The organism is Streptomyces sp. NPDC003943 (assembly GCF_053605265.1).
Genome location: NZ_JBSGIW010000057.1, coordinates 21,983 through 35,614, shown reverse-complemented (window position 1 = coordinate 35,614; position 13,632 = coordinate 21,983). Strand labels below are relative to the sequence as shown.

Genomic DNA, 13,632 nt, shown 5'->3' with positions numbered 1-13,632 from the left:
AGTGCCTCGCCGGATTCCTGTGCGACTCCGTGGGTTCGCCGGCGGTCGCTGACAACGCTGAGCGCCTGTCGACGGAACGTTTAGCCGACAGGCGCTCGCTCTTTGTCAGGTCAGTGGATGATCCCGGTCCGCAGTGCCACCGCGACCATGCCCGCCCGGTCGCCGGTGCCCAGCTTGCGGGCGATGCGGGCGAGGTGGGACTTCACGGTGAGTGCGGAGAGGCCCATGGAGACGCCGATGGCCTTGTTCGACTGGCCCTCCGCGACGAGACGCAGCACCTCGACCTCGCGGCCGGAGAGCTCTCGGTAGCCGCCCGGGTGGCTCGGGGCGCCCGGGGGGCGGCGGTGGCCGAGGCGGGCGGCCGCGGAGCCGATGGGGGCGGCGCCGGGGCGGGTGGGGTGCCCGATGTTCGTACGGGTGCCGGTGACGACGTAGCCCTTGACGCCGCCGGCCAGGGCGTTGCGTACCGCGCCGATGTCGTCGGCGGCCGAGAGGGCGAGGCCGTTGGGCCAGCCCGCGGCGCGGGTCTCGGACAGCAGGGTCAGTCCGCTGCCGTCGGGGAGGTGGACGTCGGCCACGCAGATGTCGCGCGGGTTGCCGACGCGGGGACGGGCCTCCGCGATGGACGACGCCTCGATGACATCACGCACTCCGAGCGCCCACAGGTGGCGGGTGACGGTGGAGCGGACGCGCGGGTCGGCCACGACGACCATGGCCGTCGGCTTGTTCGGGCGGTAGGCGACCAGGCTTGCGGGCTGCTCGAGGAGAACGGACACCAGGCCTCCTGGGGAAGGTGCGGGACGGAGCCGGCTCGGGGAAGAAGCCGGGGGCGAACCCGTTGCTTTGAAGGGGTCACTGACTCCTTCGGCAGCAGGGGCGCCCGCCTTTAGGGAAAGATCACGATTTAGTGAGTAACAATTGGGGCAATTCGGACGCGCGATCGATCATCGTACGAGCCTCATGCGATCCGGGACTCCGCCCCACCCGAAAGTGTCCGAAAAACGACCCTCTTCGACCGCCGCCTCGGTGCTCTCGGGGTTCGTGGGCTCCGCGTGCTGTGGGCTACGGGTGCTGCGGGCCCCGTCGCTGCGGCAGCGGGACGACCCCCGCGCCCGAGGCCGTCCCCGCGCCCGGCTCGGCCGCCGACGGCGGCAGCCCCGCGACCTGGCACAGCAGATCGCACCAGGCCGCCAGGTGCGCCCCCGTGTCCGGCACCCCGGCCGGACCCTCCCGCGGCGTCCACGACGCCCGGATCTCGATCTGCGTCGCCGGCCGCCGCTCCGCGAGTCCCCCGAAATAGTGGGAGCCCGCCATCGTGACGGTGCCGCTCGCCTCCTCGTACGCGAGCCCGCGCGCCTCGAACGCCCCGGTCAGCCACGACCAGCAGACCTCCGGCAGCAGCGGGTCCGCCGCCATCTCCGGCTCCAGCTCCGCCCGTACCAGCGTGACCAGGCGGAAGGTGCCCTTCCAGGCATCGTGCCCGGCCGGGTCGTGCAGCAGCACGAGCCGCCCGTCCGCGAGGTCCTCCTCGCCCGCCACGACCGCCGCCTCCAGGGCGTACGCGTACGGGGCGAGCCGCTGCGGCGGCCGGGTCGGGTCCACCTCGATCTCCGGCCGCAGCCGGACCGCGCGCAGCCCCTCGACCGCCCGCCGGAACGCGGGCGGCAGCGGATTCGTCTCCGTGGGGTCCGTGGGGTCCACCCTGTCGCCCGCCGTCTTCTCCGCCCCTCGATTGCCGTCGGAATGATCGGAAAAATGTCCCTGAGCCGCAGCCATGCGGGGAAGAGTAGGCGGAACGGGGCCCGCGCGCAGGGAGGGACACCCGGGCCGGGCGAGCGGCTTCTCGCCACATGCGAAGATTCTGGGCGTGAGCGCCAACCACAGCCCCGAGGGCAACCAGACGAACCAGACGAAGCACCAGCCGCAGACGTACGACTCCGCGTTCCTGAAGGCGTGCCGGCGTGAGGCCGTGCCCCACACGCCCGTCTGGTTCATGCGGCAGGCCGGGCGGTCCCTGCCCGAGTACCTCAAGGTCCGCGAGGGCATCCCCATGCTCGAGTCGTGCATGCGGCCCGAGCTGGTCACCGAGATCACGCTGCAGCCGGTCCGCCGGCACAAGGTCGACGCCGCCATCTACTTCAGCGACATCGTCGTCCCGCTCAAGGCCATCGGCGTCGACCTCGACATCAAGCCCGGCGTCGGCCCCGTCGTCGCCGAGCCCATCCGCACCCGCGCCGACCTGGCCCGGCTGCGCGACCTGACCCCCGAGGACGTGCACTACGTCACCGAGGCGATCGGGATGCTCACCGCCGAACTGGGGTCCACCCCGCTCATCGGCTTCGCCGGGGCCCCGTTCACCCTCGCGAGCTACCTCGTCGAGGGCGGTCCTTCCCGCAACCACGAGCACACCAAGGCGCTCATGTACGGCGACCCGCAGCTGTGGGCCGACCTGCTCGACCGCCTCGCCGAGATCACCTCGGCCTTCCTCAAGGTGCAGATCGAGGCCGGCGCCTCCGCCGTCCAGCTCTTCGACTCCTGGGTGGGCGCCCTCGCCCCCGCCGACTACCGCCGCTCCGTGATGCCGGCCTCCGCCAAGGTCTTCGACGCGGTCGCCTCGTACGGCGTCCCGCGCATCCACTTCGGCGTCGGTACGGGCGAGCTGCTCGGCCTCATGGGCGAGGCCGGCGCCGACGTGGTCGGCGTCGACTGGCGCGTCCCGCTCGACGAGGCCGCCCGCCGCGTCGGCCCGGGCAAGGCGCTTCAGGGCAACCTCGACCCGGCCGTGCTCTTCTCGTCGCGGGAGGCCGTGGAGGCCAAGACGGACGAGGTCCTGGCCGCCGCGAAGGACCTGGAGGGCCACGTCTTCAACCTCGGTCACGGGGTGCTGCCGACGACCGATCCGGAGGCGCTGACCCGCCTGGTCGACTACGTGCACACGCGGACGGCCCGCTGACGACCGCCCGCGTGCGCGGGGTCTGATGAGCTGCGAGGGCTGGGCTCAGCCCTCGCAGTGGATCGGCGGGTTGCCCGAGCCGACCCGGCAGAAGTCGAGGCCGGTGCCGCCGTCCACGACGTTGTTGTTCGTGCCCACCTGCAGGTAGTCGTTCCCGGCGCCACCGGAGACCAGGCCGTTCAGCACTCCGGGGACCCTGATGAAGTCGGCGTCGTCGCTGCCGTCGAGGATCCCGTTCACGGTGACGCCCGACGACACGGTGATGCTGTCGCCGCCGGTGCCGCCGATCACGACACCGTTCATCGGGCCGGTGAGGACGATGGAGTCGGCGCCGCCGAGGCCGTGGACGACGCCGCCGGCCTCGACGCGGGAGCAGACGATGTAGTCGGGCCCGGCCGTCCCGTTCACGGTGTCGCCGGCGACGGGCTTGCCGTTGACGGTGCAGGCGGTCGCGGCGTACGCCGGAGTGGCGGCCAGGGCGAGCGGGGCGAGGGCGAGCGAGGCGGCGCAGAGCGCACGCACGGCGTTGTGTCTGATCATGTGAAGAGTCACCCACGGTGCCGCCATGGTCGCAATTCGTCACCGGCGGTCCCTCTGCCGCCCGGGTCAGCCCGCCGCCCGAACGGCCGCCACGGCCTTGCGCGCCGCCACCAGCACGGGATCCCACACCGGCGAGAACGGCGGCGCGTAGCCCAGGTCCAGGGCGACCATCTGCTCCACCGTCATCCCCGCCGTCAAAGCCACCGCCGCGATGTCCACCCGCTTCCCCGCGCCCTCACGGCCCACGATCTGCACCCCGAGGAGCCGCCCGGTGCGCCGCTCCGCCAGCATCTTCACCGTCATCGGCGCCGCCCCCGGGTAGTAGCCCGCGCGGCTCGTCGACTCGATCGTCACCGTCACGTACCGCAGCCCCACGTCCCGGGCGTCCTTCTCGCGCAGCCCGGTCCGTGCGATCTCCAGGTCGCACACCTTTGACACCGCGGTCCCCACCACGCCCGGGAACGTCGCGTAGTCGCCGCCCACGTTCGAGCCGATCACCTGGCCGTGCTTGTTCGCGTGCGTACCGAGCGGCACATGCCGCTCCCGCCCCGACACCAGGTCGAGGACCTCCACGCAGTCGCCGCCCGCCCACACGTTCTCGTGGCCGCGCACCCGCATCGACAGGTCGGTCAGCAGACCGCCGTACGTGCCGGTCGGCAGCCCCGCCGCCCGCGCCAGCGAGGTCTCCGGCACCACACCCATGCCGAGCACCACCACGTCCGCCGGATACTCGTCACCCGAGTCGGTGACCACCGCGCGCACCCGCCCGTCCGCACCGCCGCGGACCTCCGTCACGGCCGCGGAACCGACCGTCGTGATGCCGAGCCCGTCCATCGCCTCGTGCACCAGGCGCCCCATGTCCGGGTCGAGCGTCGCCATCGGCTGCTCGCCCCGGTTCAGCACCGTCACCTCGAAGCCGTGGCCGAGCAGCGCCTCCGCCATCTCCACGCCGATGTACCCGGCGCCCACCACCACGGCGCGCCGCCCCGGCGCCCGGCCCAGCGAGTCGAGCAGCGCCTGGCCGTCGTCCAGCGTCTGCACCCCGTGCACACCCGGCGCGTCGATCCCCGGCAGCGGCGGCCGCGACGGCCGCGCTCCCGTCGCGATCACCAGCTTGTCGAAGCCCGTCCAGTCCTCCGCGCCCGACTCCAGGTCCCGGGTCCGCACGCGCTGGCCGGGCAGGTCCAGCTCGGTCACCTCGGTCCGCATCCGCAGATCGATGTCCCGCGCCCGGTGCTCCTCGGGGCTCCGGGCGATCAGCTCGTCCCGGGCGCCGACCCCGCCGCCGACCCAGTACGGGATCCCGCAGGCCGAGTACGAACTGAAGTGCCCCCGTTCGAAGGCGACGATCTCCAACTCCTCGGGCTTCTTGAGCCTGCGTGCCTGCGACGCGGCGGACATGCCCGCCGCGTCGCCACCGATGACCACCAGTCGTTCGCTCATGGGAGCCATCTTTCAGGGCTTCACGCGCTTGCGGGCGTTTTCAGTCCTGCGGTTCGGCCACCGGTTCGGCCACCGGCCCGCTCCGCGGGGCCGTCGGCTGGGCCGGGACGCCCGCCGCGTCGACCTGCCAGGGGTGCGGCCGCGGCGCCGGCCGCGGGCGGCGGCGCAGCCGCGGGCGCACCAGCCACCGCCACAGCGCGTACGCGAGCGCCGCCACCGCCAGCCACGGCGCGAGCGCGGCGAGCACGACGAGGAGCCAGGCGGCCGCCGACACCAGGGCGTTCCAGCCGCCGGCCAGAGCGTCGAGGAAGCCCGGGCGGTGGCTGTCGTCCGCCGGGGCGGACTCCGGCTCGGTGAGGTCGAGGGTGATGGTCGCCAGCGTCGTCTGGTCCTTCAGGGCCGCCTGCTGGGCGAGCAGCGCCTCCAGGTCGGCCTGACGGCGGCTCAGCTCGCCCTCCAGGGTGACCACGTCGCCCAGCTTCGTCGCCCGGTCCATCAGCGCCCGCACCCGCGCCACGCTCGCCCGCTGGGTGGCGATGCGGCTGTCGACGTCCACGACCTGGTCGGTGACGTCCTTGGCGTTCGCCTTGCGGGACAGCAGCCTGCCCGAGCCGGCGAGTTCGGCGAGGACGGAGTCGTAACGCTCCTGCGGGACCCGCAGGACGATCCGGGAGACGAGGTGCGTGTCGTCGACCCGCTCCGTCGACTCGTTCTCGACGTGTCCGCCCGCGTCCGTGGCCACCCGCCGGGCCGCGGCCGTCGCCTTCGCCGCGTCCTTGACCTCGACGGACAGCTCGGCGGTGCGGATGACGTGCTGGGCGGCCGCGGGCGTACGGGCCGGAGCCTGGCCCTTGGCCCCGCTCGCGCCCGCCGTCCCGGACCCGTCAGCCGTCCCGGACCCGCCCGCCGCCTCGGGCCCTTCGTACGCGGGCTTCGCCGCGCTCATGTCCCTCTTGCTGTCGCCCGCGGCGTCCGCGCCGCCGCCCCCCGAGCCGCAGCCCGTCAGGACGAGCGACGCCGTCAGCAGCGCCGCCGCCGCGGCCGCGCGCCTTCTCGCCGTACGCGTTCCTCGCATCCGTACCCCCCAAGGTGATGCTGTCGTGGTGCCGGTTGGACGTCCCTGCCGGGGAGCGGGTTGCCGTTCCGCGGTCGCGAAGCGGTCACGGTCCGGCCTCGGATCGGGAGCGCCGGGGCGATTTGAGAGAGTGGTCCCATGAACGGCCCCACGAACGCGAAGTCGCACCCCGCACCCGGACCGGACGTCGTCGTCGTCGGCGGCGGCATCGCGGGCCTCGCCGCCGCCCACCGCCTGGTCACGGCCGGCGCGCGGGTCACCCTCCTGGAGGGCGGCGAACGGCTCGGCGGCAAGCTGCTCGCCGGGGAGATCGCCGGCGCCCCCGTCGACCTCGGCGCCGAGTCGCTGCTCGCCCGCCGCCCCGAGGCCGTCGCGCTCGCCGAACGGGTCGGCCTCGCCGACCGCCTCCAGGCCCCCGCCACCGCCACCGCCTCCGTGTGGTCGCGCGGCGAACTCGTCCCGATGCCCAAGGGCCACGTCATGGGCGTCCCCGGCGACGGCCGCGCCGTCGAGGGCCTGCTGTCGGCCGAGGCGGTGGCGCGGATCGGCCGCGACCGCGACCTCCCGCCGACCGAGATCGGCGAGGACATCGCCATCGGCGCGTACGTCGCCGAGCGCATGGGCCACGAGGTCGTCGACCGGCTCGTGGAGCCCCTGCTCGGCGGGGTCTACGCGGGCGACGCGTACCGCATCTCGATGAAGGCCGCCGTGCCCGCGCTCTTCGCCGCCGCGCGCCGCCACCCCACGCTCACCGAGGCCGTCCGCGCCGTGCAGCAGGCCGGCGCGGCCACGCCGGCCGACGTCGCCGGCGCCGCGACCGGACTCGGCGGGGCCGTGTTCGCCGGCATCCGGGGCGGCGTCGGCACCCTGCCCGGCGCGGTCGCCGACGCGATCCGGGCCGCGGGCGGCACGATCCTGACCCGTACCCCGGTCACCGCGCTGCACCGCACCGGCGCCACCGGCTGGCAGGTCGTGACCCCGGAGCGTACGTACCCGGCCGACGCCGTCGTCCTCGCCGCCCCCGCCGGACCCGCCGCCGCGCTGCTCGCCGGCCACGCGCCGGCCGCCGCCGCCGAGCTCGCCGCCGTCGAGTACGCCTCCATGGCCCTGGTCACCCTCGCCTTCCGCCGCACCGACGTCCAGGGCGGCCCCGGCCGCGGGCTGCCCGGTTCCGGCTTCCTCGTCCCGCCCGTCGACGGCCACACCATCAAGGCGTCCACCTTCTCCAGCCAGAAGTGGCGGTGGGTGACCGACTCCGCCCCCGACCTCTTCGTGCTGCGCACCTCCGTCGGCCGGTACGGCGAGGAGGAGCAGGTGCACCGCGAGGACGCCGACCTCGTCGACGTCTCGCTCAAGGACCTGGCCGCCGCCACCGGCCTCGCCGCCCGGCCGGTCGCCACCACCGTGACCCGCTGGATCGGCGGCCTGCCGCAGTACCCGGTCGGCCACCTCGCCCGCGTGGAGCGCGTCCGCGCCGCCGTCGCCGGCCTGCCCGGCCTGGCCCTCGCGGGCGCCGCGTACGGGGGCGTGGGCATCCCCGCGTGCATCGCCTCGGGCGACCGCGCCGCCGACGAGATCATCGCCACGTCGAAAACCACCCACCCTGGTGCAGGGCACTCTTCGTGACGGGCGAGAATAGGCGTATGAGTGCGCCCGAAAAGATCCCGAACGCCGGTAAGAAGGCGAAGGACCTCAACGAGGTCATCCGCTACACCCTGTGGTCTGTCTTCAAGCTGCGCGACGTTCTGCCCGAGGACCGGGCCGGCTACGCCGACGAGGTCCAGGAGCTCTTCGACCAGCTCGCCGCCAAGGACATCACGATCCGAGGCACGTACGACCTGTCCGGTCTGCGCGCCGACGCCGACGTCATGATCTGGTGGCACGCCGAGACGAGCGACGAGCTCCAGGAGGCGTACAACCTCTTCCGCCGCACCCGCCTGGGCCGCGCCCTGGAGCCGGTCTGGTCGAACATGGCGCTGCACCGCCCCGCCGAGTTCAACAAGTCGCACATCCCGGCCTTCCTGGCCGACGAGACCCCGCGCGACTACGTCTCGGTCTACCCGTTCGTGCGCTCCTACGACTGGTACCTGCTGCCGGACGAGGACCGCCGCCGGATGCTCGCCGACCACGGCAAGATGGCCCGCGGCTTCCCGGACGTGCGCGCCAACACCGTCGCCTCCTTCTCGCTCGGCGACTACGAGTGGATCCTCGCCTTCGAGGCCGACGAGCTGTACCGCATCGTCGACCTCATGCGTCACCTGCGGGCCTCCGAGGCGCGGATGCACGTCCGCGAGGAGGTCCCGTTCTACACCGGCCGCCGCAAGAGCGTCGCCGACCTGGTGGCGGGCCTGGCCTGACGGCCCCCCGGCACCACCGACCCGGTCACCGTCCGGCGCCCAGCCGGGCGGTGACCCCTTGACCCGGAAGATCAGACGGCCGGCGGAGTTCCGCCTGCCGCTCCAGCGACACCGGGTCCGGCTCCGGGTGCGGCGCGCACGAAGCGCGCCGCACCGGCGTCATCTCCTCCGCGCTTCCCGCGCTCATGGTCTCCTCCGGTACGGCTCCGGTGAGCAGATAGCGCTCCAGATAGGCGTTCACGCAGGCGTTCGGGCCGCCCCCGATGCCGTGCGTCCCCGCGCCCCGCTCGGTCACGAGCGCCGCGCCCCCCAGCCTCCGCTGCAGCTCCAGCGCGCCCGCGTACGGCGCGGCCGCGTCCCGCTCGGCCGCCAGGATCAGCACCGGCGGCAGCACGCCCGGCCCGGTGCGCACGTCCAGCGGCTTCTGGCGCGGCGCCGTCCAGTACGCGCAGGGCAGGTTCGCCCACACGTTGTCCCAGGTCTCGAACGGCGCGAGCGCCGCGAGCCGGGTGTTGTCCCGGTCCCACACCGCGAAGTCCTGCGGCCAGGGCGCGTCGTTGCACTCCACCGCCGTGTAGACGGCGCTCGCGTTCCCCGGATCGCCGGCCTCCGCCTTGCCGCTGCGGGGCGACTCGGCCGGTCCGGCCTGCGCGACCAGCGGCTTCGGGTCGCCCTTCAGATACGCCCCGAGCGCGCCCGCCCGCGCCGCCCAGAACCGGTCGTCGTACAGCGCCTGGAGCATCGCCCCGTGCAGCTGCCCCGGTCCGACCTTGCCGCCCGCCGGGGCGGCGGCCAGCTCGGCGCGCACCTTCTCGTAGTTCTCGGCGACCTCGGCGGCCGTCGTGCCGAGCCCGTACACCTTGTCGTGCTTCGCCGCCCACGTGCGGAAATCCGCCCAGCGCCGCTCGAAGGCCGCCGACTGGTCGAGGTTGTTGACGTACCAGACCTGCGCCGGCGCCGGGTTCACCGGCGCGTCGAAGACCATCCGGCGCACCCGGTGCGGGAACAGCGTGGCGTACAGGGCGCCGAAGTACGTGCCGTAGGACGCGCCCATGAACGTCAGCCGCCGCTCGCCGAGCGCCGCCCGCAGCACCTCCAGGTCACGCGCGTTGTTGAGCGAGTGGTAGTGCCGCAGCGCCGCACCCGTGCGGCGGGCGCAGCCCTGCGCGTAGGTACGGGCGCGGGCGATCCGCTCCTTCTTGAAGACCTCCGAGGGCACGGTCGGCGCGAGCGTCGGTCCCTGGGTGCGGTCGGCCGGGTCCTGGCAGGAGACGGGCGCGGACCGGCCGACCCCGCGCGGCGCGTAGCCGACCAGGTCGTACGCGGCGGAGATCCGCTTCCAGGCGGGCAGCCCGGCAGCGAGCGGGAAGTACGTCGACGAGGCGCCCGGCCCGCCCGGGTTGTAGACCAGCGCGCCCTGCCGCCCGGACGCCGGTCCCGACGCCTTCACCCGGCTCACGGTGAGCGGGATCCTGGCGCCATGCGGGGCGGCGTAGTCGAGCGGCACCCGGACGGTGCCGCACTCCACCGGCGCCGGCAGCCTCTCCGCCGCCGGGCACGGCCCGAACCGGATCCCCTCGGCCGCCGCGGCCCGCGCGGCGACCGCGACGCCGCGGCTCTCGGACGGCGGGGCGCCGGCGGCTTCGGCGGCGCCGGCGCGGGGGAGGGCGACGGCGGTGGGGGCGAGGAGAGCGGACAGCAACAGCGCGACGGACTTCATCGGCGCATCCCCTTCTCGGTGCCGTGGAGCGGGGTGGCACGGACGGCAAAGACCCCAAAAGGGGACCTCGGCGCGCCTCGCGTGTAAAGGATCTACGCCAGGTGTCCGCTGTCATGTACCCGAAAGGCGGCACGCAGCTCGGGTTCGAGCACCTCCGTGCCGCGCCGGGCCAGCGCCGTCAGCGGGTCGGCCGGGGAGAGCGCGGCGAGCAGCCGGCGGCCGGCCGGGGAGGCCCAGCAGCCGAGACCGGGGTCGTCGGCGCGGGCGATGACCAGGCACAGCCCGACCGCCACGAGCGGCAGCGAGAACCAGGCGAGGACCGGGGTGCGCTCGCCCGCGGGCACGAGCAGCACGGCCGCCGTCCCCAGGGACAGCGTCAGCAGGAACGCGCCCCGCAGCGCCCGGACCCCGGCCGCCGAGGTGCGCCGCACCGGCTCGGGCAACGCGAGCCCGCGCTCCACCAGGCCGTCGCCGAGCGCCCGTACGCACTCCGTCTCCGCGGCCAGCGGCCGTACCGCCGGGATCGGCGACTGCCCCGCGGGCCCGATCGCGCCGAGCACGGCCCGCTCCAGCTCGTCCCGGCCGGCGCCCGGGTCCACGGCGGTCGCCCAGCCGGTGTGGGCGAGCAGCACGGCCCGCGAGCGGTGCAGACCGACCAGCGTGAGGTCGACGACCCGCAGCGGCCCACCCGCCAGATACGCCGCCTCGGGCACCGTGAGCCCGGCGCCGTCCGCGCGGCGCCGCTCGGCCGTGTCGACGGCGACGGCGTCGCGGCACACCCGCGCGCACGCGAGGGCGGACACCGCGAAGGCGACGAGGAGGAGGGGGACCCAGACCATGCCCTGGTTGTACGGGACGGGGGCCGGGGCCGCCACCGGAATACAGGGCTCGGCTCGCCTCGGCTCGACCTCGGGCCGGTTCGGCGCGGCGCGGCTCGGGTCAGAACGACGAGGACGAACAGGAACTGCTGCTGGAGGAACAGGAACTGGACGAGGACGAGCACGAACTCGACGAGGAGCCGCACGAACTCGACGAGGAGCCGCACGAACTCGACGACGAGGAGCACGAACTTCCTCCCGAGCACGAGCTTCCCCCGGAGCACGAACTCCCGCCGCCCGCGCCCGAGCTGCCGCCCCCGCACCCGCCCCCGCCGCCCCCGGCCGCCGCCGCGCACCACATCACCGGCAGGAAGGCGTCGTCGTTCGACGAGTGGTGGGAGGACGAACCGTGGGCGGAGTGCGACGAGCGCGCGGGTGCCACCGGCCGCGCCCGCACCCGGGTACGGGCCGCCGTGACCAGATGCGCCCGCAGCAGCGGGTCCGGCAGCGCCCCGAGCCCGTGGAGCGCGACCAGCAGGCCCGGCTCGGTGACGTGCGCGAGCTCCTGCCCGTACGTCCTGAGCGCGGCCCGGCCCGCCGGCGTGACCCGGCCCGAGGCCGCCACACCGCACGCCACCGCCGTGAGGGGCACGCCGAGCAGCGCGGGCACCACCTTCACCACGAACGGCACGGAATCGTCCGTGGCCACCAGCGCCGCCACGGTCAGGAACAGGACGACCGGAACCGACAGGAGCACCGCCCCGCCCAGCGCCCAGCTCCAGACCAGCACGGACCGGCGGGCCCGGGGCGTCATGATCAGCCCGCGGGCCGCGAGCCCGTCGCCGATCTCCTGCACCGCCGGGTGACGCATCACGTCGAGCCGCAGCGGCGCGAGCGCGCCCTGCCCCGCCACGTGCGTACCGAGCAGGGCCCGCTCCACCGGGTCGTGCGCCCGGGCGTCCGACCGGGTCAGCCACACGATCCCCGGGTCGCTCACGTTGAGCCGTCCGTCCCCGTGCAGCGAGGCGAGCGCCGAGTCGACGACCCGGGCCGGGCCGCCGTTCAGGAACGCGGCCTCGTACCGGTCGTGCACCGCCCCGCCGGACCCGCGCCGGGCCCGGTGCAGCAGGACGAGCAGCAGCGCGACGGCGCCCGCGCCGAGCGCGTCGTAGACGATCGCGACCACGTTCACGGCGCCGCCACCCCCGTCCTGCCCAGTGCGGTGCGCACCCGGTGCGCGAGCCGCGCCACCGGGCCCGGCGGCCGGATGCCCGCCCGGTCGCGCCACCACGCGGTGAGCCGCCGGTGCGCCGCCGGGTCCACGGGGCGCCCGGCGACCAGCAGCGCCTCGACGAAGTCGAGGGCGTCGTGCCGGTAGCCGTCCGTCATGGGCCGGGTCCGGGCGTACGCGAGGAAGGCCGGCCGGTAGCCGGCGCCGAGGATCTCGGGCAGCTCGGGCGCCACCTTCGCCACGACGTCCGCGCGCTTGGCCGCGAGCGCCCGGCTCTGCACCCCGAGCCGCCGCACGTCGAAGCCCTCGGGCGCGGGCGTCCCGGCGACCAGGGCGGAGAGCAGCGCGGCCTGCGCGAGGCCGACTCGCTGCCGGGCGCGGTCGGAGGCCGGGTCGGGTGTGCCCGCGGCCGTGCCGGGTGCGCCTGCCGTGTCGGCGGTACGGGGCGGGGCCATGGGTGCGGTCGGCGGGGCGGCGACCGGCATCGCGCCGCCCGAGGCCCGGGCACCCGCGCCGATCAGCAGCGGCCGGCGCCGGGCGGTCGCCGCGGCCGCCTCCACCGTCGTCCGGATCGCGGTGAGCTCGGCCGCGAGTTCCCGCGGCTCCGGGAAGTGGTCGTCCCGTTCGAGGAGCACGCCCGGCGGGGAGACGCGCGAGGCCAGGTCCGCCAGGATGTCCAGGACGGGCCGGGACACCGGGTGGGCGTGGGTGTCGTGCCAGACCCCGTCCCGCTCCAGACCGCCCGCGACGTGCACGTACGCGATCGCCTCGACCGGCAGCGAGGACAGCGCCTCCGCCGGGTCCTCGCCCCGGTTGACGTGGTTGGTGTGCAGGTTCGCCACGTCGATCAGGAGCCGCACCCCCGTGCGCTCCACCAGCTCCGTCAGGAACTGGCCCTCCGTCAGCTCCTCGCCGGGCCAGGAGATCAGCGCGGCGATGTTCTCCAGGGCCAGCGGCACCGGCAGCGCGTCCTGCGCGATCCGTATGTTCTCGCACAGCACGTCGAGCGCGTCCCAGGTGCGCGGCACCGGCAGCAGATGCCCGGCCTCCAGCTGCGGCGTCGCGGTCAGCGGCCCCCCGGCCCTGACGAACGCCACGTGCTCCGTCACCAGCGGCGAGCCGAGCACCTCCGCCTTCCGCGCGAGCGCCGCGAGCCGCCCCGCGTCCGGCCGGTCGGCCCCGCCGAGCCCCAGCGACACCCCGTGCGGCACGACCGTGACCCCGCGCGCCCGCAGCCGCGCCAGCGAGTCCGGCAGATGATCGGCGCACAGGTTCTCGGCGACGACCTCCACCCAGTCGACCCCTGCCAGCGCCTCCACCGCGTCCGCGATCTCCGGCCGCCAGCCGATGCCGACACCGAGCGCGCCGGAACTCCTCACGTCCCCCATGTCCCCCTCCTTCGGTCCCTGAGCTGATGGCCCGGAACGGGCGGTTCGAATCCGCCGGGGAGAACCTTCAGAGGTTGATTTGAGGTTGGGAACCGCTGGTGGCGGCC

The 13,632-nt window shown here is 74.9% G+C and carries 12 protein-coding genes; 3 read left to right on the top strand and 9 right to left on the bottom strand.

What is annotated here, in order from left to right; all coding sequences use genetic code 11:
* Positions 1 to 110: 110 nt before the first annotated feature.
* Positions 111 to 776, bottom strand: a complete 666-nt coding sequence (locus ACWEV0_RS22765) for a response regulator transcription factor (protein WP_017242457.1) — start codon at positions 774 to 776, stop codon at positions 111 to 113.
* Positions 777 to 1,062: 286 nt separating this feature from the next.
* A complete protein-coding gene (locus ACWEV0_RS22760) occupies positions 1,063 to 1,776 on the bottom strand; it encodes a DUF3000 domain-containing protein (protein WP_453151231.1) in 714 nt (237 codons plus the stop codon).
* A gap of 91 nt (positions 1,777 to 1,867) precedes the next feature.
* Here ACWEV0_RS22760 and hemE point away from each other — a divergent pair, with 91 nt between their 5' ends.
* On the top strand, positions 1,868 to 2,953 hold the full coding sequence (gene hemE / locus ACWEV0_RS22755; RefSeq protein WP_451606361.1) for a uroporphyrinogen decarboxylase: 1,086 nt from the start codon (positions 1,868 to 1,870) through the stop codon (positions 2,951 to 2,953).
* A gap of 45 nt (positions 2,954 to 2,998) precedes the next feature.
* On the opposite strand, the gene ACWEV0_RS22750 is transcribed toward hemE, so the two are convergent.
* The 3 genes from ACWEV0_RS22750 to ACWEV0_RS22740 form a co-directional block, all read right to left on the bottom strand.
* Complete coding sequence (locus ACWEV0_RS22750) at positions 2,999 to 3,493, bottom strand: hypothetical protein (protein WP_453151230.1); 495 nt, start codon at positions 3,491 to 3,493, stop codon at positions 2,999 to 3,001.
* A 66-nt stretch (positions 3,494 to 3,559) separates the two neighbouring features.
* A complete protein-coding gene (locus tag ACWEV0_RS22745; protein WP_453151229.1) occupies positions 3,560 to 4,936 on the bottom strand; it encodes an FAD-dependent oxidoreductase in 1,377 nt (458 codons plus the stop codon).
* 40 nt (positions 4,937 to 4,976) lie between these two features.
* On the bottom strand, positions 4,977 to 6,011 hold the full coding sequence (locus ACWEV0_RS22740) for a DUF4349 domain-containing protein (RefSeq protein ID WP_453151228.1): 1,035 nt from the start codon (positions 6,009 to 6,011) through the stop codon (positions 4,977 to 4,979).
* Positions 6,012 to 6,149: 138 nt separating this feature from the next.
* Between ACWEV0_RS22740 and hemG the strand changes: the two genes are divergently transcribed.
* Together hemG and hemQ are read left to right on the top strand one after the other, a co-directional pair.
* Positions 6,150 to 7,637, top strand: coding sequence for a protoporphyrinogen oxidase (gene hemG / locus ACWEV0_RS22735; RefSeq protein WP_453151227.1), 1,488 nt, complete (start codon positions 6,150 to 6,152; stop codon positions 7,635 to 7,637).
* Positions 7,638 to 7,654: 17 nt separating this feature from the next.
* Positions 7,655 to 8,368, top strand: a complete 714-nt coding sequence (gene hemQ, locus ACWEV0_RS22730; protein ID WP_453151226.1) for a hydrogen peroxide-dependent heme synthase — start codon at positions 7,655 to 7,657, stop codon at positions 8,366 to 8,368.
* A 25-nt stretch (positions 8,369 to 8,393) separates the two neighbouring features.
* On the opposite strand, the gene ACWEV0_RS22725 is transcribed toward hemQ, so the two are convergent.
* The 4 genes from ACWEV0_RS22725 to ACWEV0_RS22710 all read right to left on the bottom strand — a co-directional run bounded on the left by ACWEV0_RS22725 (position 8,394) and on the right by ACWEV0_RS22710 (position 13,525).
* The gene (locus ACWEV0_RS22725; RefSeq protein ID WP_453151225.1) at positions 8,394 to 10,088 is read right to left on the bottom strand and encodes an alpha/beta hydrolase; all 1,695 of its coding nucleotides are present in this window, start codon (positions 10,086 to 10,088) and stop codon (positions 8,394 to 8,396) included.
* Positions 10,089 to 10,180: 92 nt separating this feature from the next.
* Positions 10,181 to 10,927 carry a TIGR04222 domain-containing membrane protein gene (locus ACWEV0_RS22720; RefSeq protein ID WP_453151224.1) on the bottom strand — a complete coding sequence of 249 codons (747 nt, stop codon included), beginning with the start codon at positions 10,925 to 10,927 and terminating at the stop codon, positions 10,181 to 10,183.
* A gap of 100 nt (positions 10,928 to 11,027) precedes the next feature.
* A complete protein-coding gene (locus ACWEV0_RS22715; protein WP_453151223.1) occupies positions 11,028 to 12,098 on the bottom strand; it encodes a TIGR04222 domain-containing membrane protein in 1,071 nt (356 codons plus the stop codon).
* A complete protein-coding gene (locus ACWEV0_RS22710) occupies positions 12,095 to 13,525 on the bottom strand; it encodes a DUF692 domain-containing protein (protein ID WP_453151222.1) in 1,431 nt (476 codons plus the stop codon). The genes ACWEV0_RS22715 and ACWEV0_RS22710 overlap by 4 nt, the downstream gene beginning before the upstream one ends.
* Positions 13,526 to 13,632 lie beyond the last annotated feature (107 nt).